This window comes from Pseudomonas fluorescens (assembly GCF_001708445.1).
GTDB lineage: Bacteria > Pseudomonadota > Gammaproteobacteria > Pseudomonadales > Pseudomonadaceae > Aquipseudomonas > Aquipseudomonas gorinensis.
Genome location: NZ_CP015637.1, coordinates 3,194,263 through 3,212,275 on the forward strand (window position 1 = coordinate 3,194,263; position 18,013 = coordinate 3,212,275).

The 18,013-nt window shown below is 60.6% G+C and carries 19 protein-coding genes; 3 read left to right on the plus strand and 16 right to left on the minus strand.

Annotated features, from left to right (window positions below):
• Position 1 precedes the first annotated feature (1 nt).
• The 6 genes from A7317_RS14155 to A7317_RS14180 all read right to left on the minus strand — a co-directional run bounded on the left by A7317_RS14155 (position 2) and on the right by A7317_RS14180 (position 6,677).
• Positions 2 to 544 (minus strand): Hsp20/alpha crystallin family protein, encoded by a 543-nt coding sequence (locus tag A7317_RS14155; protein ID WP_024075483.1) that lies wholly within the window; start codon positions 542 to 544, stop codon positions 2 to 4.
• Positions 545 to 620: 76 nt separating this feature from the next.
• Complete coding sequence (locus A7317_RS14160) at positions 621 to 2,030, minus strand: basic amino acid/polyamine antiporter (RefSeq protein WP_069076101.1); 1,410 nt, start codon at positions 2,028 to 2,030, stop codon at positions 621 to 623.
• A 224-nt stretch (positions 2,031 to 2,254) separates the two neighbouring features.
• Positions 2,255 to 3,763: an amino acid ABC transporter permease/ATP-binding protein gene (locus tag A7317_RS14165; protein ID WP_069076102.1), complete on the minus strand. Its 1,509-nt coding sequence runs from the start codon at positions 3,761 to 3,763 to the stop codon at positions 2,255 to 2,257.
• Between the two features lie 115 nt (positions 3,764 to 3,878).
• Positions 3,879 to 4,682, minus strand: a complete 804-nt coding sequence (locus A7317_RS14170; protein WP_069077403.1) for an ABC transporter substrate-binding protein — start codon at positions 4,680 to 4,682, stop codon at positions 3,879 to 3,881.
• A 77-nt stretch (positions 4,683 to 4,759) separates the two neighbouring features.
• Positions 4,760 to 5,812: an isopenicillin N synthase family dioxygenase gene (locus tag A7317_RS14175; RefSeq protein ID WP_069076103.1), complete on the minus strand. Its 1,053-nt coding sequence runs from the start codon at positions 5,810 to 5,812 to the stop codon at positions 4,760 to 4,762.
• Between the two features lie 13 nt (positions 5,813 to 5,825).
• A complete protein-coding gene (locus A7317_RS14180) occupies positions 5,826 to 6,677 on the minus strand; it encodes a sugar phosphate isomerase/epimerase family protein (protein WP_024075478.1) in 852 nt (283 codons plus the stop codon).
• A gap of 297 nt (positions 6,678 to 6,974) precedes the next feature.
• Between A7317_RS14180 and A7317_RS14185 the strand changes: the two genes are divergently transcribed.
• The 3 genes from A7317_RS14185 (at position 6,975) to flgG (ending at position 9,953) form a co-directional block, all read left to right on the plus strand.
• The gene (locus A7317_RS14185) at positions 6,975 to 7,601 is read left to right on the plus strand and encodes a dTMP kinase (protein WP_024075477.1); all 627 of its coding nucleotides are present in this window, start codon (positions 6,975 to 6,977) and stop codon (positions 7,599 to 7,601) included.
• A 169-nt stretch (positions 7,602 to 7,770) separates the two neighbouring features.
• The gene (gene flgE / locus A7317_RS14190; protein ID WP_069076104.1) at positions 7,771 to 9,087 is read left to right on the plus strand and encodes a flagellar hook protein FlgE; all 1,317 of its coding nucleotides are present in this window, start codon (positions 7,771 to 7,773) and stop codon (positions 9,085 to 9,087) included.
• Positions 9,088 to 9,167: 80 nt separating this feature from the next.
• Positions 9,168 to 9,953: a flagellar basal-body rod protein FlgG gene (gene flgG, locus A7317_RS14195; RefSeq protein WP_024075475.1), complete on the plus strand. Its 786-nt coding sequence runs from the start codon at positions 9,168 to 9,170 to the stop codon at positions 9,951 to 9,953.
• 112 nt (positions 9,954 to 10,065) lie between these two features.
• Here the strand turns inward: flgG and A7317_RS14200 are convergent, their stop codons facing one another.
• Genes A7317_RS14200 through A7317_RS14245 form a run of 10 tightly spaced genes read right to left on the minus strand, consistent with a single transcriptional unit; the run spans position 10,066 to position 18,007 of the window.
• Entirely contained in the window at positions 10,066 to 10,890 is an 825-nt protein-coding gene (locus A7317_RS14200; protein WP_069077404.1) for a DUF4198 domain-containing protein, read from the minus strand.
• An 8-nt stretch (positions 10,891 to 10,898) separates the two neighbouring features.
• Entirely contained in the window at positions 10,899 to 11,222 is a 324-nt protein-coding gene (locus A7317_RS14205) for a hypothetical protein (RefSeq protein WP_069076105.1), read from the minus strand.
• Positions 11,223 to 11,251: 29 nt separating this feature from the next.
• Positions 11,252 to 12,247: a metal ABC transporter solute-binding protein, Zn/Mn family gene (locus tag A7317_RS14210; protein WP_237141792.1), complete on the minus strand. Its 996-nt coding sequence runs from the start codon at positions 12,245 to 12,247 to the stop codon at positions 11,252 to 11,254.
• Positions 12,244 to 13,149 (minus strand): metal ABC transporter permease, encoded by a 906-nt coding sequence (locus tag A7317_RS14215; RefSeq protein ID WP_069076106.1) that lies wholly within the window; start codon positions 13,147 to 13,149, stop codon positions 12,244 to 12,246. Before A7317_RS14215 ends, A7317_RS14210 begins: the two co-directional genes overlap by 4 nt.
• Positions 13,146 to 13,826: a metal ABC transporter ATP-binding protein gene (locus A7317_RS14220; RefSeq protein ID WP_223817865.1), complete on the minus strand. Its 681-nt coding sequence runs from the start codon at positions 13,824 to 13,826 to the stop codon at positions 13,146 to 13,148. The genes A7317_RS14215 and A7317_RS14220 overlap by 4 nt, the downstream gene beginning before the upstream one ends.
• 23 nt (positions 13,827 to 13,849) lie before the next feature.
• On the minus strand, positions 13,850 to 14,782 hold the full coding sequence (locus A7317_RS14225) for a metal ABC transporter solute-binding protein, Zn/Mn family (protein WP_069076108.1): 933 nt from the start codon (positions 14,780 to 14,782) through the stop codon (positions 13,850 to 13,852).
• Entirely contained in the window at positions 14,779 to 15,483 is a 705-nt protein-coding gene (locus A7317_RS14230; protein ID WP_069076109.1) for a DUF6162 family protein, read from the minus strand. The genes A7317_RS14225 and A7317_RS14230 overlap by 4 nt, the downstream gene beginning before the upstream one ends.
• Positions 15,483 to 15,971: a DUF6644 family protein gene (locus A7317_RS14235; protein WP_069076110.1), complete on the minus strand. Its 489-nt coding sequence runs from the start codon at positions 15,969 to 15,971 to the stop codon at positions 15,483 to 15,485. The genes A7317_RS14230 and A7317_RS14235 overlap by 1 nt, the downstream gene beginning before the upstream one ends.
• 32 nt (positions 15,972 to 16,003) lie before the next feature.
• Positions 16,004 to 16,495 (minus strand): DUF6644 family protein, encoded by a 492-nt coding sequence (locus A7317_RS14240; RefSeq protein ID WP_069076111.1) that lies wholly within the window; start codon positions 16,493 to 16,495, stop codon positions 16,004 to 16,006.
• Positions 16,496 to 16,516: 21 nt separating this feature from the next.
• The gene (locus tag A7317_RS14245) at positions 16,517 to 18,007 is read right to left on the minus strand and encodes an alpha/beta hydrolase domain-containing protein (RefSeq protein ID WP_081329199.1); all 1,491 of its coding nucleotides are present in this window, start codon (positions 18,005 to 18,007) and stop codon (positions 16,517 to 16,519) included.
• Positions 18,008 to 18,013 lie beyond the last annotated feature (6 nt).

Consider the following 18,013-nt stretch of genomic DNA (forward strand, 5'->3'; position numbering starts at 1 on the left):
TTCACTCGCCCTTGATCGGCACGACCTTATCCGCTTTCATGGCTTCAGGCTTTTTCGGCAACGAGATGCTCAGCACACCCTTGCTGAAACTCGCGTCGATCTTATCGGCGTCAATTCCCTTAGGCAGGTTGAACACCCGTTCGAAGGAACCGTAGTGACGCTCGCTAAGGTGGTAGCCTTTGCGTTTTTCTTCCTTGTCCTCCTGCTTCTCACCTTTGATGATCAGGCTGCCATTGGACAGTTTGACCTCAATGTCTTTCTGGTCCATACCGGGCACTTCGGCGGTAATTTCGTAGCTTTTGTCTTTCTCGGTGATGTCCACGGCGGGCATGCCATGGCCTATCAGTTCGCGACGCCAGAACGGTTCAACGTCGAACAGGCCCCGGCTGAAGGGCGACAGGCTGGTACCGAGATTAAAGTCCTCAAACAGGTGGTCTACCTGTTGCCGCAGTTTTTCCAGTGGCCGCCACAGGTCTGTCGTCATGGGGAGCCGGTCGGATTTATGTTCGGTCGTGACCGGCATTTTTTTTGCGGAATTGCTCATCTTGATACTCCTCTCAGATAGAAGGCAGGCAACGCAGATCCATCGCGTGGCCTACCAGGACAGAACACGGGGTCTCTTACAAGGTCAGTGTCCCCGACCACAGCATCCAGCCGGCGTAGGCAGCGGCCGCCCAGATGATGATCAACAGCCCGGTTTCAGGGCCGCTGAGCGGTTGCCCCTGACGGGCTTTCATGCTGCCCAGGTAGATCAACGAGCCAGGGGCGTAGAGGAGGGCGCTGAGCAGCAGGTATTTAGGCCCGGCGGCGTAGAGCAGCCATACGCAATACAGCGTGGCGACCGCCGCGATGGCCATGTCGCGCAGTTGCAGGGCGCGGTGGCCGGCGTAGGTGGTGCCCTGCCAGGTCAGTTTCAATGCATAGAGGCCGCTGAACAGGTAGGGCACCAGGATCATCGACGTGGCCAGGGAGATCAGCGCGAGATAACTGGCGCTCGAATACAGGGTCAACAGCAGGAACACCTGGATGCAGCCGTTGGTCAGCCACAGCGCATTGGCGGGCACGCCCTGGGTATTTTCCGTGGCCAGCGCGCCCGGCATGACCTTTTCCTTGGCCGGCGTAAATACCGACTCGGCGGCCAGCAGCGTCCAGGCGAGCAGGGCGCCGCCCACCGAAATGATCAAGCCGATACTGATCAGCACCGCCCCCCATGGCCCGGCCGCTACCTGCAGTACACCCGCCATCGATGGGTTCTTGAGGGCAGCGAGTTCCGGTTGTTTGAGAACGCCCAGCGACAGCAACGACACCGCGATCAGCAGCAACAGCGTGATAACAAAACCGATCACCGTGGCGCGCCCGACATTCGCGCGCTCCGCAGCCCGTGCAGAAAACACGTTGGCGCCTTCGATCCCGATAAACACCCAGACAGTCACCAGCATGGTGCTTTTGACTTGATCCAACGTACTGCCCAAGGCGGGCGCGCCCCAGAAGTCGACGCTGAACGTCTCACGCTGGAACGCCGCGATCACCAGGCCGATGAACAGCAGCAACGGCACGATCTTGGCGAGGGTCGTCAACGCGTTGGCGCGGGCAGCGGTGCGCACCCCCCGCAGGATCATCCAGTGCAACGCCCACAGCACCACGGATGCACCGGCGATCGCGGCTTTGTTATTGCCATCGCCGAACAACGGGAAGAAGTAGCTCAGGGCCGCGAACAGGATCACCAGGTAACTGACGTTACCGATCCAGGCACTGATCCAGTAACCCCAGGCGGAATTGAAACTCAGGTATTCACCGCCCAGCGCACGGGCATAGGCAAATACGCCGTTGTCCAGCGCCGGTTGACGGTTGGACAGGGTCTGATAGACCAGGGCCAGCGACAGCATGCCGCTGCCGATCATCGAGCCGACCACCAGGGCGATCAACAGACTCAACGACAGACGCTTGGGTTCAACCTTGTGCAGACTGCCCGCAACGGGTTGGGCAGACGGCGGGGCGATCGGTTGGGAGCCTTGTAGATGCGTAGCCATGACGAACCTCCAGGAAACTAGCGTTTCTGCACCATCGAGTACGAAGGTGCGACTGCTGCGCTTAATTTCTGCGTGAAGGGCCAGGGCCTGGTTGATTTAAATCAGATGTAGGTGTCGTCGGGTCAGTGGGAATACCTAACTGATTGAATGGGTTTATAAAAAAAATCGCGTTGATCCGGGGCCCGATGGCTTGCGCAGGGTGCAAGCCACACACCGTCTCGCGTTCAAACCTGCATGAATTGCCTGATTCTGTCCCCGCACTGATCGGCACGAATGCGCTCAGGCGCCGCATCCAGCGCAACCAAACCGTTTTCCATGAAAATCACCCGGTCGGAAATTGACAGGGCGAAGTCCATCTCATGGGTCACTATCAACAGGGTCATGCCGTCTTTGGCCAAGTCGCCGATCACCTTGAGCACATCGCCCACCAGTTCCGGGTCGAGGGCTGACGTTGGCTCATCAAACAACATGATGTGGGGATCCATGGCCAATGCGCGGGCAATTGCCACCCGTTGTTGCTGGCCTCCAGACAATTGGTGCGGGTATTTTTGCGCGTGCGCCAGCAGCCCGACCTTGTCCAGCAGGGCGTAGGCACGCTGCTCACTGACGAACGTGTCGACGCCGTGATAGCGCGGTGCAAGCGTGACGTTGTCGAGAATGGTGCGATGTGGAAACAGGTTGAAGCTCTGGAACACCATACCGATGCGCTTCACCCCACGGCGGACTTGTTGCGCATGGGGGTTGTCACCGGCGTGGATATAACTTTCGCCGAACAGAATGATCTCGCCTTGGTCGATGCTCTCCAGGGCGTTGATCGTTCGAATCAGCGAGGTTTTTCCCGATCCCGACGGGCCGATGATGGAAATCACCTGACCCACATCAATGCTCAGGTTGATGCCCTTGAGCACCGCGTGCTGGCCGTAGCGCTTGTGAATATCGACCAGTTGCAGGGCGGGCGCCGAGCCGGCTCCCAACGCGGTACGAGCGCCCGTGGAAGGCGGGGCCACCTGTGACGCACGCAGGCGCTGCACGCTGATGTCATCCAGGGTGTGTGGTTTGCGGTTGTTGAGTTCCAGGTGTTGCTCCAGCCAATGAAACAGCCAGCCGAGCACGGTCACGATCAGCACGTAATACACCGCCACCGCCGACAGGGTTTCCATGACCAGGAAGTTTTGCGCGTACAGGCGCTGGCCTACGGTCAGTAGTTCGGTCAAGGAAATCACCGAGACCAGCGAGGTCAGTTTCACCACGGTGATGTATTCGTTGATCAGCGTCGGCAGGGAAATGCGAAACGCCTGCGGGATCACGATCAGGCGCTGTAGCCCGAGCAGGCCGATGCCCAGCGCGCGGCCGGCTTCTTTCTGGCCTTTGGCAACGGATATCAAGCCGCCACGGTGAATTTCCGCCATGTACGCCGCTTCGGTGACCACCAGCGCCAACAGGCCGGAATAGAAGGGGTTGGAGAGTACTTCACGGGTGACCGGGAACATCTGCGGCAGGTTATAGACGAACACCACCAGGACAAGCAGCGGCACGCTGCGAAAGAACCAGATATAAATCGACGCCGGCACGCTGACCCAACGCGTGGCCGAGAGTTTGGCCGAGGCCAGCAGGAACCCCAATAGCATGCCGATGAACCAGGCCAGCGTGCTGAGCTGCACCACGGTAACGCAGGCGCTCCAGAAGTCGGAGACTGAAAACAGAGAAAAAAAGTAGGGCCATTCAAATTGCATGTGTATCTCCAACTGCTCGCGCCGACGGGGCTTTACCCCAATGCCAGTCAGGTAAGGCTTTTTGTAGGAACTAGGCGTCCCCCTCGCTCCTACAGAAGGCCATGGCTGTACTGAGTCAGTTAGTCGGTGCTTCCAGGTTGTATTTCTTCAACAGGGCGGCGTATTCCCCCGACGCTTTCGTCGCATCGAAGGCCTTGAGCAGTGCCTGATAGAGCGCGTCGTTGCCTTTCTTGACGTAGATACCCAGCGTCTGTTGGTAGATCGAGTGCTCGGTGCTGACGACCACGCGGCCCTTGGTACGTTCTGCGATCATGCCGGCAGCGCCGTCGATCTCTACCTGAGCCTGCACATTGCCGGAGAGCAGTGCTTGGGTCACTTCAGGGGCGGACGGGAATTCGCTGACCATAATCGCGCCCTTGTTATTCGGGGTGCAGTAGTCAGTCGAGAGTGTGTTGAACTGCGCCACCCACGTGGTGCCTTTTTCCAGGCCGACTTTCAGGCCACAAAGGTCTTCCGGTACTTTCGGTTTCAGTGGGCTGTCCTTCAGCACCATGATTGCGGCACCGGTCTTGGCGTATGCGATGGTTTGCGCTTGAGTCTGCCGCTGGGGAGTGATGTACATGCCGGAGATGATCGCATCGTAGTGACCGGCGTTCAGGCTGAGGATCAGGTTGGAAAACTTGGTGTCAACGAAGTCAGCCTTGAGGTCCAGGTGCTTGGCGAGCAAGTGCGCAAGTTCGGGGTCGGAGCCGACGACGTTTTTATGTTCGTCGTAGGACTCGAAGGGCGGATAGGTGATCTCCATGCCGACCTTGAGTATGCCGGGCGTCACCGTGGTCGCCGCATGGGCGCCAGTCGAACCCAGGATTGCGACGGCAAGCAGGGTCAAGCGAACAACATTATTCATTGGATTGCGCATCATCGATGACTCCACGTCGGTAAAGTAGGACTGGGCGGGTTTTAAAACAGGGTTGTTGGAACCGGTCGAGGGTTGCATCAGGACGCGTTCTGCGCCTGGTTCTTCAGGTGGCCGAAGCTGGAGGGCTTGCGTGCCTTCTCATACAGCTTGAGTTCGCCGCGTTCGACTTTGCGGCGCAGGTACTGATAGGTCTGCAACGCTTGGCCGAACATGTGTTCGCCGATGGTGATTTCCTCGTAATCCTCACCCCCCGCCAGAAATTGCGGCAGCGGCTTGATCTGGGTGTGGAAGTCGCACGCGTAGAACAGTGGAAAGGAGTAGCGCTCCTCGCTGACGCTGCGCACTCGGTGAGCCGTGGCGACGAACGTCCCCGCGGTCATGACCTCCAGCATGTCGCCGATATTGACCACAAACGCACCGTCTACGGGCGGCGCATCAATCCATTGCCCCTGATCGTTCATCACCTCGAGGCCTGGCTTGTCGGCGAGCAAAATGGTGAAGCACTCATAGTCGGTATGCGCACCAATGCCTGGCGCGTCTTGTGCCGCCGTATCAAATGGGTAATGAATCAGCCGCAGCTTCGACGGTGGGCGCGTGACCAACGCGTCGAAATAGTCTTCATCCAGGCCCAATGCGAGTGCGAAGCCCTTGAACAGGCGACGACCTAATGCGAACACCGCTGCGTAATACGCTTCGACCGCGGGGCGGAAACCCGGCAGGTCGGGCCATTCATTGGCGCCGATCAACGGCGTTCCGGCAATGACCAGCGGATCGTCTTCGCCCACTTCAAAACCGATATCGAAGGCCTCCTTGTGATCCGGTTTGCCTTTGGCATAGACCTCTTCACCTTCAGGCACAAACCCCTTGTGGCTGCGGGAAGTGCCGATGTAGTGCTGCATCTTGTACTCAAGCGATTGCGCAAACAGCTCCTTCGCCGCGTGACGCAAGCCGTCGATCAGTGACGACGCGATGCCGTGGTTCTTGATGTACAGAAAACCCACCGCGCGGGCGGCGTTACCGAGTTCTTCGGCGACCGCCTGGCGTTGTGTGATGTCGTCGCTGTAAAGCCCGGCGATGTCCACCACCGGAATGCGACTGAAGTTGGCGCTCTTGGGCGTTTTGTCAGGCATGAGGGAACGCTCCTTATCGGGTTGAGGCGCAGGTGAAACGCCGGAAATGCTCGCGCTCGGTGTTTGCCATCCACACGTTCAGCGACCACAGATCGGCTACCGGTACATTGGTGAAGGGCAGATGATGCAGATAGCCGTCGGCACCGAACTCGGGTGTCAGCGTGCTGATTTGATAGCCGCGGAGTTCCTGGGCGCGCCAGACGGCCTCCCAATGTTGCTGATGGAAGGCCAGCGCTGGGCCGTACTCGGGGGCGGCGGGGTGGGGCACTTGCGGCCCTTGGTCATAACCGACCCGGGCCTGAATGTGGTGAACGCGTTCGACGAAGGCGCTGAGGTCGTCGAACGGATCATTGAGCAGGCGCTCGCAGGTGACCACCCAATGACTGATGTCACTGGTGAAGCGCAGGTCCGGCAGTTGACGAATCAGCTCGAGGGTGACCCACGGGTTGAACAACGAGCGAGCGCGATGGGTTTCAAAAGCACACACCTGGTCGTGCTTGCGCGCGAGGTCCATGGCGCGGCCAAAGAAGTCGACTTGCTGTGCCAGTGGCCAGCGGTCGTTGCCCGCCAGGAGGTTGACGAAGCGCGGCGACAACTCGGCGGCCCAACTGAGCTTCTTATCCAGGTCCAGGAGGTGTTCGTCGACACTCGCCGATTGTTCCGGCAGGACGTCGTAGGCGCTGAAGACGGTGCTGATATAGCTGACATGGTTAGCGCGTAGAAAGGCTGCAAACTCGGCACGCTCGCTGGCGGTCATGGGCAGGCGAGCTTCCATGCCATCGAAACCGGCCTCAAGCAACTCCTCGAGCGCTTGCGCCTTGCTTGCGGTGTAGCCCCACAGCGTGCGGAATATTTCCAGTTTCATCGATGTGCCCCAAAGAATCCTTCGTGTGATTGACACAGCGGCGTTGCGGCGCAAACCGAAACGCACGACAAACGGCAGTGACTATCAGAAAAGGCAAACTTCGGGCCGCATCTCTAGGGGAGGGCTCCTTTATTGGCGTCGATGATAGGGAAGGGCGAGGAGCGAAAAGAATAGGGCAGCGCAAAAAGATAGTTCAGAGATTTCTAAACTATTGCGCGCAGCTCCAGCTTGATTTGAGACCCCTTCGCCGGAAACAAGGTTAGAGTGGTCATCCATGCCGCTATCGATATGTGAAGAATGAATCGTCCGCTGTTTGTTTCTCTCGATGGCCCCAAGGGCGCCGGCAAAACCACGTTGCTGGAGGCCGTGACGAAAGTACTGAGGGCAGACAACCAAAAGGTCATCCGCCTGTGCGAGAAAAAAAGCGATCCCTCCAGGGGTGAAACAATGGCCCTCGTCAACCAACTCGTCAGGGACCCCAACCGGGATCTGGAATGGGAGGTGTGTGAGCGCTTTGCTGATAGCCGTGCCTGGATCTCCCGGCACGTGCTGGATAAACAGCCGCCAGGCAGCATCATTTTGATAGACCGCTGGTACCCCTCCGATGCCGCGTTTCGCCGGATAATCCCGTTTGCACATATCCTGCAATTGAACATCGATCGAAACGTGCGAGTGCCAGACCTGCATGTCGGCGTTGTCACCGCCCCCGAGATTTCATGGGGCAGGGCAGCCGCGCGACGGCGTGGGCTGGGCAGTACAGTGACCCAGACACTGGAAGAACATAGTGCCTGTACCCAGGCGTTTGAACGCGCGATGGCCGATAACGACTGGGTTTTATGCCGCAATGAAGGAACGATCGAAGAGGCCACGAGGCGGGTGATTTCCAGGATTTACCCTTTGATAGGGCTGGGGCCAGGCGGATAACGGCGTGCAGACCTACACCGCACACCTGCACATCGTGCCTTGGGCAAAGGCGGTCGCTGGCTTCTGGATGATCTGGCTCGGCGTCTGATCTCCACCGTTCCTCCACACGCACTCAGCTGAGTCTCCACACCCCATCCGTACAATCGCTCCTTACACAGAGGAGTGGCTCATGTCTTTCACTAACGGTCTTAGCGGTATTAACGCAGCCAATAAGCAACTGGACGTGGCTGGCAACAACATCGCGAACGTGGCAACCACGGGGTTCAAATCGTCCCGTGCTGAATTCGCCGATGTCTATTCAACAACACTGCTGGGGACGGTCAGCAGTGCGATAGGCCGGGGCGTGCGCCTGGCGAATGTCTCCCAGCAGTTCAACCAAGGCGACCTCAAAAATACCGGTAACGCCCTTGATCTCAGCATTCGAGGGAGCGGCTTTTTTGTGCTGGGCGACAATGGATCACTGAGTTACTCACGGGCGGGTGCGTTCAAAGTCAATGCCGAGAACGTTGTGGTCGACAACACCGGCCACCGTCTTCAAGGCTATGGCGCGGATCTCAACGGCAATATCGCCAAGGGTGCGCTGGCTGATCTGAAGATCGACAAGTCCCACCTTGCACCTCACGCCACCACGCGTATCGAACAGACCGTGAATCTGAACTCAGCGCAACGCCTCCCCAGCGTGGCGACATTTAATCCCGCAGATCCCAACAGTTACAACCACATGGTCGCCACGCCTGTCTATGACTCACAAGGCAACAGGCACGCCATGGAACAGTATTACGTCAAACTTCCGCTCGCCAACTCATGGACGGTACACACCTTCATCGACGGGCGCAGCCCGGCAGATCCTGTTCAGCAACCCCCCGTGGGCCTCAAAGCCGACCTCACGTTCAACGCCAATGGCACCCTTAGCTCGCTGACGGCGGGAACAGGCTGGAGCAAAACCGGAAACACGCTGACGTTGACGGGGTGGCGACCCGGCGTGATGAACAACGCCAGCGGTCATCCACCGAGCTGGAGCCTTAACGGCGCTCGCGGGGCCGTGCCGGGCATAGCGCTTGATTTTGGCAAGACCACTTCGTTCGCGGCCGCGTCTACTCATACGGCGCCGGCGCAGGACGGTTATCCCAGCGGGCAGATCAGCGGCCTGACGATCGACGCCACCGGCATCATGAATGCGAATTTCAGCAACGGGCAAACCAAGACGATTGGCCAAGTGGCACTGGCCAGTTTCACCAATGAGCAGGGCTTGCAACCTGCGGGTGGAACGCGATGGAAGGAGACATTCGCTTCGGGCCTTCCCGGAATCGACGCGCCTGGGGCGGGCTCTGCGGGGGTAATCGTGTCCAACTCGCTGGAGGCGTCCAACGTCGATTTGACCAATGAATTGGTCAACCTGATCCAAGCGCAACGCAATTATCAGGCGAATGCAAAGACCCTGACGACCCAGAACAAATTGCTCCAGACCGTTATCCAGATGAAGTAACTCGCTCACCCGTCGTGCCGTTCTCAATCCCCATCAATCAGCCAGGTAGTGTGCGCTGAGTCGCGCGCTCAGGAGTCAACATGCTTCCAGCCCTTTACGTAGCCAAGACGGGTCTGTCCGCCCAAGACACCAACCTCACTACAATTTCCAATAACCTTGCGAATGTCTCGACAACAGGCTTCAAGCGTGACCGCGCTGAGTTTCAGGACCTGCTGTACCAGACTCATCGACAGCCCGGTGCAGCGTCCACACAAAACAGCGAATTGCCCTCCGGCCTGCAAACGGGCACCGGCGTACGCATTGTGGGCACGCAGAAAAACTTCTCGGCGGGCGGTCTGCAGGCCACCGGGCAACCCTTGGATATGGCGATCAACGGTCGCGGTTTTTTCCAGATCCAGCAACCGGATGGCACGACTTCCTATACGCGCGACGGCACGTTTCACCTGGACGCCAATGGCCGCATCGTGAATGCGAACGGCTTTGCGCTTGAGCCTGCCATTGTGGTTCCAGCCAACGCCCAGACCTTCACGGTTGGCCGCGATGGCACGGTCTCCATCAGTGTGGCCGGGAACCCGGCGACCCAGGTCATCGGCAATATTCAAACGGCTGACTTCATCAATCCGGCGGGGCTGCAGGCGATCGGCGGCAATCTGTTTCTCGAAACAGCGGCCAGCTCGGCCCCGCAGGTCGGTACGCCTGGCCTGGCGGGGTTGGGCACCCTTTTGCAAAACAGCCTGGAAACGTCCAACGTCAGCACGGTTGAAGAAATGGTCAACATGATCACGACGCAGCGTGCATACGAAATGAACGCCAAGGTGATCAAGGCGGCTGACGGGATGCTGAGCAACCTTACCCAGAAGCTCTGATGGTGGTTGGATTTGAATACGGTTGCAGCGCAATACGAGGGGCGATGCTGGAGGTGCATCACGGGCGGCAGGCAGGACAGGGCGCCGTCAAGGAGCCCCGCCCTGGAGCAGGTTATTTCATATCCTTGGCCTGCACCCACAGCACCGCGTCCTGGGAGAGGTGCTTGCCTTTATAGGTTTTAGTCTTACCAATGTTCAGCGCTGCAATTCCCCACCAGCCGGCACGGGGAAGGCCGATGGTGACGACGCCCTGGGCATCCGAATAGGTACTCAGGGATTTGAACGAGGCTTGGGGGGCCGTGACATAGTCCTGCTGGCCGAAGGCGTTGCCTTTGATATCGACCGCATGGTTGAGGTATTCGATTTCGATCTCGGCGAACGGCACGGGCTCGCCGTCGGCCAGCACCAAGGCGCGGAACACGCCGCCGGTCCAGTTGGCATAGGGCTTGTTCAAGGGTTGGATTTCAACCGGCAGGCCTTGCGGTTCCGACCAGTTGCCGGGTACGCCACCGACGTTCACGATCAGCTTGGTGAACTGCTGGATATACACGTCTTCGGCGGTTTCCAGGTAGGGCTCGGGTTCAAGTACAAAGACATGGTCCCCCAGGGAGCGCACCAATTCCCGTGGAATCGATGCACGATAGGCGTTCGCCTGATTATCGCGGCTCTGCCACTGCACGGGTCGCAGGTATTTACGCAGGTCGATTTTCTCCCCGCCGTGAGCGCTGACCTGGCTGAAGACGAGGGGCTGCCCCATGTTCATCGTCGGCCCGGCAGAGAACGGGTGGGTGAATACGATGGCGAATTCCAGGTTGTCCGCGCGCGGCAGCGCCGTTTCGTCCACGTACAGCATCTGGAAATGGGCTTGTGCGGCACCGGCCATGCAACCGAGGGTCGCGGCGGCGAGGGTGTGAAGCAGGAGTCGTTTGATGGGCATGGTGGTTTTCACTTGGTTATGTCAGAGGATTGGATCGTGGCGCCATGGTTCTCCCCCCCGAGAAACTCCACGGAGTAGACGCCGGTGGGGGCCTGGAACGTAAAGCTGTTGTCGTTACCGACAGTGCCTTCTATCAACACCTTGTTGCTGGTGTCCTGGACATGGATTTTGCGGCCCACGGCGGAACTGCCGTCGGTGTAGCCGGCTTCACACTTCACCCAGTCGTCGTGCTCGATATAGCAGTCGAAAACGGGGCCGTGGGCCAAGGCGGCCTGGCAGAACAGCAGGGCACCTGCCAGCAGTAGCGGGTGGGCCAGATCTCGGGTTTTCATCAGGCTTGAGTCTCCAGGGTCGACGTTGATCACTGCGGCGTCGCGGCTTGAACGCCAGCCGCGGGAGCGCCGGCCGGCGCGAAGGCCGCCAGCAAGGCATCCAGGTTGGAACTCAGCAGCGCTTCGTAGCCGTTGGCTGCGTTGGCAAGCATGCCCGGGTTGCCGATATCCAGGATCAGCAGGCGTGCGCCGCCGTCCTTGATGGCCTGGGCAATCCTGGCGTCAGGCGCCCACTTATGGACCACCACGTGGATATCCCGCTCGCGCAGGTAGCGGGTCAGGGCCGCAAGGTCGGCGTCGGTCCAGTCGATGTCCTGGCGCACGAACCAGCCGTCCACATACACGCCAAACTCGCCGAACAGGTAGACCGGCTCGCTGGCCAGCGACAGCACGCGCAGGTCCGGCACCTTCAACAGGCGGTCACCGTAGTCGGCCTTCAGCTGGCGCAAGCGGTCGTCGAGTGCGGCGAGGTTGCGCTCGATCTGCGGCGCATCAGGGGGGGAAAGGCGCGCCAGGTCGGCCGCAATCAACGCCGACATGCGCATGGCATTGACCGGGCCCAGCCAGGCGTAGGGTGACGGGCCGCCGTCGCCATCGCGGGCTCCCGCCCAGGGCACATCGTTCGAAGGCATGCGGGTCACGGCCACGCCGGGCTTGAAGCTGTCCCATGAGTGCGACGCATCGATCTCGACGATGCGCAGGTTGTGGCGCCGGGCCGTCGCATACAGCGGATCAGCACGCCACAGGCTGCTCAGGGTGACCACGGCGACGGCCTTCTCGAAGACGGCCGGCTCCAGGCGTGACAGCGCGTTGGCCTGGCTTTCCATGGGCACGGCGGCGTCCATCGGCACACGCACGACCTCGATGTGTGTGCCTTGACCGAGTGCAGCGGTGAGCGCATACACCGCCGGCAGGGCGACCAGCACTTGTTGCTGGCCGACCTGCGCAAACGCCGACGGCGCGCCGCCCAACAGCAATGCCAGCAGCGCCAGCCCACGGCGCATGGATGAGTTGAACCGTGTCATACGCTGGCCCCTTTGAACTGCGGCGCGGTGCCTCGGATGAGGGTGGTGAACGCAAACACCAAGGCCGCGACGATCACAATGGCGCCGCCCGTGGGTACGGGGATATGGAACTGCATCGGTGCCAGAATGCCGACCACACAGGAAAAGGTCGCAATGACCACGGTCCAGCTGACCAGGCCTGGCAGTGAGTGGCTGATGTTGCGGGCCGCTGCTGCCGGTATCAGCAGCAAGGCCTCTACCAGTACGGCGCCGATGATCTTCAAGCAGGCGACCGTTACCAGGGTGACCAGCACCACGAACAGGTATTCGACGCTGCGCACCTTTACGCCGCGTGCGTGGGCCAGGCTCGGATTCAGGCTGGAGAGCAACATGCCGTTGTACAGCGGCAGGCCGATCAGCGTGCAAATCACTGTCACGCCCAGCAGTACGTTCATGTCGGTGTGGTCGACGGCCAGGATCGAGCCGAACAGCACACCTTCCATGACGTGTGTGTTGATTTTTGCCGACACGAACAGCAGCAATGAAGCGCCGACCGCCAGGGAGATGGAGAGGAACACACCGATCAGCGTGTCATTCGCCAGGGTGGTGCGGTGTTGGGTGTACTTGAGGGTCAGCGCGAACAGCAGGCAGAAGCCGAACATCGAGAAGTAGGGCGAGGTATAGGACTCACCGATCAGCACGCCAATGGCCACGCCGGTCATCGCCGCATTGCCCACGGACTGACTGAAGAACGCCATCCGCTTGATCATCACCATCGAGCCCAGCACACCCAGCAACGGTCCGATCAGCACTGAGCACATCAACGCATTGATCACGAACTCGTATTCGAACGGCTGCGGCAACACGTGAGTCGCGGCGAGCGCCTGGAGATGGTCGCGAATGAAATCGTAAAAGGCATTCATCGAATGGCCTCCAGTCGGCTGTCGATCTGATCGGCGGGGCCGTGAAACAGCACCCGCTGGTTGATAAGGGTGACGGACTGCGCGATACGCTTGACCTGTTCGAGGTCGTGGTTGATCCACAGGATGGTCACCCCACGGCTGTTCAGCTCCGCTACCAGTGTCTCCACCAGGCGCACGCCGGCCTCGTCGATCCCGGCGGTGGGTTCATCGAGGATCAACAGCCAGGGCATCGGGCTTATGGCCTGGGCCAGCAGCACGCGCTGACGCTGGCCGCCGGACAGGCTGCCAAACGGCTTTTTCCCCATCCCCGCCATACCGGTACGCGCCAGGGCCTCGACATGGGCCGCCTTGGCGGCGCGGCTTGCGCCGAAGAAGGCGGGCCGACGTTGGCCCAACAGGGCCATGAGATCGTTGACCGTCATCGGCACGTTGCGGTCGAAGTCCGGCAGTTGCGGGACATACCCTAGGGGCGTGACGCATTCACCCTCGAAGCGGATCGTCCCCGAATGCGGCATCTGGCCCAGCAGCGCACGCACCAGTGAGGTCTTGCCTCCGCCGTTGGGGCCTACCAGGCAATGCAAGGCGCCGGCTTCTATGCGCAAGCTCACCTGATCGAGCACCTGTGTACCTCCCAGTTGCAGGGAGACGTTGTCGAACACAATGGCGGGGCCGCGCATCGCGTATTCCTCCTTTAGCGTATTCATTGCTTCGTAAACTCGACGGCTTGCGCCAGGGTTTCGAGGTTTTCGCGCATCGCCACCTCAAACTCGTCCGCGCTGTAGGTATCGCCGGTGATGTGGGACAGGGCGAACACCTTCACGCCGGTGGCGGCTTCGATGGGTTTGGCCAAGTCGAGGGAGAAGTTTTTCTCGGCGAACAGCACTTTGACGTTGGCCTTCTTGATCGCCTCGATGGTGTTGGCCAACTGGCGTGCCGTCGGCGCGACGCCGTGGCGCGGCTCGATCACGGCGCTTACGAACAGGCCGAACTCCTGCATCATGTAGTCGTAGCCCGCATGGGTCGTCGCACAGCGGAACGAAGACAGGTCCAGCGCGGCGAAGCGCGTCATGAAGCCTGCGCGTAGCTCGCGGATACGGCCCGCATACGCCAGGGCATTTTTTCGATACACCGCAGCGTTGTCCGGGTCCAGCTCTCCCAGCCGGCGAGCGATCTCGAACACCTGCTGTATCGCTGCCGTGGTGGACACGAAGGTGTGCGGGTTGACCACCTTGACCCCTTCCTGGTCGCCACCGATGGGAATCAGCGCCACCGTGGCATTCGCCTGGATAATCGGCAGCGTTTGCGTGCGGCCGGCAGCCTTGATGATCTGGAAGGCCCATTCATCGTGACCGATGCCGTTGACCACCAGCACATCGATATTCATCGCGCGGGTAATGTCGTCGGGCTGCGGCTGGTAGTTGTGCGGGTTAGCCTCTGCGGGGATCAGCGCAACGACCTCGGCCCGATCACCGACGATATTGCTCACGAAGCTGTAGTAGGGATGCAGGGTGATGCCGATCTTGAGCTTCTTTGCCGAGGCGAAGGCAGGGCCGGCAAGCGCGATGGCGGGTATCAACACCAGCAGCGCGATACAACGGCGCCACAAGGCGCGGTGTTTCGTAGAAACAGTCATGGCTGGGTTCCTTTTACGCGTTCGATTTCACTGGCACCGTCGTACGGGATGACTTGGCGCCAATCCTCGCCGACCAGGGATTCGGGCTTGACGATGGCGGGGTAGGGCGCGTTCGGGTCACGGTGGACCCAGATCGTCGCTTGGTTGGCCCACATCACCCCCGCATGGGCGTGACCGATGACCAGCAGGTAGGCGCTCTGGCCCGGTGCATGGCCGCCAGAGCCGTAGTACACCGTTGCACCTTGCCCCAGGGTGGCCTGGGACACAGCGTTGACGGGCGGGTTCGCCTCAGCGGCATCATCGTCATGGCCACCTGTATGGGCCAGGTGGGAGCCAGGCAGGATCAATTGCCAGTGCACCTCGCCATTGGTTTTCCAGAAGGCATCCCGGTAGAAGGGCGGCAGCAACAGCGTCTGCGCCTGCTCCAGGGTGACCCAGCCGCCGGTATCGTTGTTGTTCCAGATGATTTCTTCACCGGCCGGTAACAACGCGCTGTGTATGGCCTGATCGACCGCGCCCAAGCCATCGAAGGAGCGCACCTGCCAGCTCAACGGGGTGGGCGGGCCAACTCTTTCGGGGCGCAGCAGCACATAGCCTGCCACGCCGGCGATGACGGCCAGGGTCGCCAGCACCAACGCCAGCGACTCCCATCCGCTGGAGCGTGGGCGCACCTGCGTGATTGCAGCGTCGCGGCGCGCCATCAGAGGAACGCGATCCAGCGGCCCAGGAAGACCACGCCCGCCCACAACAGCAACGAGCTGAAGCCGGCCACGCGCGCCTGGCGGGGAGGCGGCAGTGTCGTGTCCCATTCGGCAATTCGGCGAAAGGCCCCGAGATGGAAGACTGCCATGTTGATCCCCGCCAGTATCAACAGGCCCATTTTGAAAAGGAACGCGGTGTTCTGCACATAGGTCGTGCCATTGGCGCAGAACATCAGCAGGCCAGTGATCACACAGGTCATGAACGCGACCCAGGTGTACGGCAGCAGATCCTGGATCAGTTTCAGCGCGCCGCGCCGGTGGGCGGTCACGCCAAGCAGGCGTAAGTCCACGACAGCGATGGTGCCGTAGACGATGGCGATGCCGATCACATGCACCGATTCCAGCATCGGGAACACCGAGCCTGACTCGCGAATGAACGTCGCGAGCTGAGTGTCCTGGACGGCTTGCAGCAGAGGTTGAATATCCATGGAGAATACCTGAGAACTTTGGTTGAAAACGCTTAGATCGTGTAGGCGATCCAGCGGCCGCAGATGATCACGACGCACCACAAACCGATCGACAGCCACGCACAGGCCTTGACGGAACCCGGCGCGTCGTCACTGTCTACGTTGCCGGCGGGGCGCCGCAGCAGCGGGCGACGAAGCAGCCAGGTCAAGCTGAACGCGGCCACCACGAGGACCATCTTCAGCCAGAACGTCGAGTTGACGAGCACCCGATCAGGCTCGGCGATGATCATCACCAGCCCGGTGCACAACAGGACGATCAGTGCATTGCGCATCCAGGGGTAGTAACGGCGGACGATGCCGCGCAAGGGCTCATCGCTGGCGAACACGCCCGCCAGGCGCAGATCGGAAATCAGCGCCGAGCCGAAGAGCACGGTGATGGCGATGATATGAATGCTCTGCACCGTGGGGATGACCCACAGGATGTCGCGGATGGCGGTGCTTAAGGGAGACCCGTAGATCCAGGCAATGATGAGTGAAGAGGACATCGGCTTTTCTCCTGCAATGGGTTAGAAGTCTTGAGGGTTTGCGATCGGATGCAGACCCGCCGCATCCTCCGGTAGCAAGTACCCTTGCTGGATCGAAACGGCTTTGGCGTCTTCGAACTTCTGTGCATAGCGGCTGAAGTTTCCATAACGCCGGCCGAGCACTTCCTTCGAGTAAGGCACCTTGGTGTCGTAGATCAGCCCGCAGCCGGTCTCTTGGTCGGTGAGGTAGGTGGCGCTTGGCACTTGGATCCACGGCGGGCGCACGCCGCCTTGCAGGTTGCCGGTGGCGGGCGCACGGGCAGCGGCCTTGCCGTCGCGTATCACCCGCGGGGCGTTGGGCATCGGCTTGCCGTCGCGTACCCACTGGTCCATGCCATCCAGCAGCGCCGAGACCACCAGTTCCACCGGTTCGTCATACAGCGTCTGGCAGCGCGGGTCGTCGCCCTTGCCGACATCGGCCGCGAGCTTCTCGGTGTGCTCCGTGCCGAGGTCGGCCAGACGCAGGTGGGGCATGCCGGTGACTTCGTAGTAGCGCACCTGCGGGGAGTCGGTGTCCGGGGGCAGGGGGATGCCTTCGATCACGTCATGCATCAATTCGGACTGGCTGTAGACGGTGACGAACGGCACGCCTTCGGGCATCTGCCGGGGCACGCGGATCACGTCGCCACCCACTTCCCCGTAGGCCATGCGGCCGGTCATGTAGGCGTCGATCAGCGGTGTTTCGTCGGGCATGCGCCATTGCTGGTGACGGCCCTGGTCGAGATAGTCCATCCAGACTTGCGCGGTGACGGCCCAGCTATTCACATAGACGCGCTGCACATCCAGGCCCGCCAAAGGGCTCTGTGCCCCTTTGGTTTTAAGCAGCAGCGCCAGTTGCGCACCGATGCCCTGGGACTGGGGCGCAAACGGATCGGGCGCGGCGCCCCGCGTGAAGTGTGCCGGGTCGTAATAGGTGCCCAGCGGCGCGTAGCGGGCAAAGTCGAAGCGGCGCATGAACTCAAAGTTCACGATCGGTCCGTACTGGGCGATCTGTTCGGCTTCGGCCTCTGGGGTGTCGGAGATGAACTTGGGGTCCACCGCCGGCTTGTTCACATTCAGCGTGTACCCGACGTATGCGTAGCCGCGGCGCAGCAGATAGTCGCGGGTCAGGATCCAACCGGCGGCACGTTCGCCGAACCAACTGAATGGTTCGATCACTACCGTGCCATTGAAACGTGCCGGGTCCGCCGGTTTGCGCACCAGAATGCGCGTGGTGTAAGGCGCTTCCAACAGGGTTTTGCCAGCGGCGGTGATGGCCGGGGCGACGCCTTGCAGGTAGTACTCTTGCTCGATGTAGCCGTAGTGGTTGAGGTCGCTGTATTCGGTGCCAGGGCGCGTCGCCGACGACAGCGGCGCCTTGTCGGAAGGCGGCACCGCGATCGCCGTGGGCATGCGGGGCACCTCAGCGAACGTGTTCGCCGCGATGCACAGCCATAGCACGACGCTGATGCTGATAGGGGTCAGGCGTTCCATTCGTAA

Excerpts from the sequence above, each read along its gene's own strand:
- A7317_RS14155 (WP_024075483.1), bottom strand. The coding sequence starts at position 544 with ATGAGCAATTCCGCAAAAAAAATGCCGGTCACGACCGAACATAAATCC.
- A7317_RS14160 (WP_069076101.1), bottom strand. The coding sequence starts at position 2,030 with ATGGCTACGCATCTACAAGGCTCCCAACCGATCGCCCCGCCGTCTGCC.
- A7317_RS14165 (WP_069076102.1), bottom strand. The coding sequence starts at position 3,763 with ATGCAATTTGAATGGCCCTACTTTTTTTCTCTGTTTTCAGTCTCCGAC.
- A7317_RS14170 (WP_069077403.1), bottom strand. The coding sequence starts at position 4,682 with ATGCGCAATCCAATGAATAATGTTGTTCGCTTGACCCTGCTTGCCGTC.
- A7317_RS14175 (WP_069076103.1), bottom strand. The coding sequence starts at position 5,812 with ATGCCTGACAAAACGCCCAAGAGCGCCAACTTCAGTCGCATTCCGGTG.
- A7317_RS14180 (WP_024075478.1), bottom strand. The coding sequence starts at position 6,677 with ATGAAACTGGAAATATTCCGCACGCTGTGGGGCTACACCGCAAGCAAG.
- A7317_RS14185 (WP_024075477.1), top strand. The coding sequence starts at position 6,975 with ATGAATCGTCCGCTGTTTGTTTCTCTCGATGGCCCCAAGGGCGCCGGC.
- flgE (WP_069076104.1), top strand. The coding sequence starts at position 7,771 with ATGTCTTTCACTAACGGTCTTAGCGGTATTAACGCAGCCAATAAGCAA.
- flgG (WP_024075475.1), top strand. The coding sequence starts at position 9,168 with ATGCTTCCAGCCCTTTACGTAGCCAAGACGGGTCTGTCCGCCCAAGAC.
- A7317_RS14200 (WP_069077404.1), bottom strand. The coding sequence starts at position 10,890 with ATGCCCATCAAACGACTCCTGCTTCACACCCTCGCCGCCGCGACCCTC.
- A7317_RS14205 (WP_069076105.1), bottom strand. The coding sequence starts at position 11,222 with ATGAAAACCCGAGATCTGGCCCACCCGCTACTGCTGGCAGGTGCCCTG.
- A7317_RS14210 (WP_237141792.1), bottom strand. The coding sequence starts at position 12,247 with ATGACACGGTTCAACTCATCCATGCGCCGTGGGCTGGCGCTGCTGGCA.
- A7317_RS14215 (WP_069076106.1), bottom strand. The coding sequence starts at position 13,149 with ATGAATGCCTTTTACGATTTCATTCGCGACCATCTCCAGGCGCTCGCC.
- A7317_RS14220 (WP_223817865.1), bottom strand. The coding sequence starts at position 13,826 with ATGCGCGGCCCCGCCATTGTGTTCGACAACGTCTCCCTGCAACTGGGA.
- A7317_RS14225 (WP_069076108.1), bottom strand. The coding sequence starts at position 14,782 with ATGACTGTTTCTACGAAACACCGCGCCTTGTGGCGCCGTTGTATCGCG.
- A7317_RS14230 (WP_069076109.1), bottom strand. The coding sequence starts at position 15,483 with ATGGCGCGCCGCGACGCTGCAATCACGCAGGTGCGCCCACGCTCCAGC.
- A7317_RS14235 (WP_069076110.1), bottom strand. The coding sequence starts at position 15,971 with ATGGATATTCAACCTCTGCTGCAAGCCGTCCAGGACACTCAGCTCGCG.
- A7317_RS14240 (WP_069076111.1), bottom strand. The coding sequence starts at position 16,495 with ATGTCCTCTTCACTCATCATTGCCTGGATCTACGGGTCTCCCTTAAGC.
- A7317_RS14245 (WP_081329199.1), bottom strand. The coding sequence starts at position 18,007 with ATGGAACGCCTGACCCCTATCAGCATCAGCGTCGTGCTATGGCTGTGC.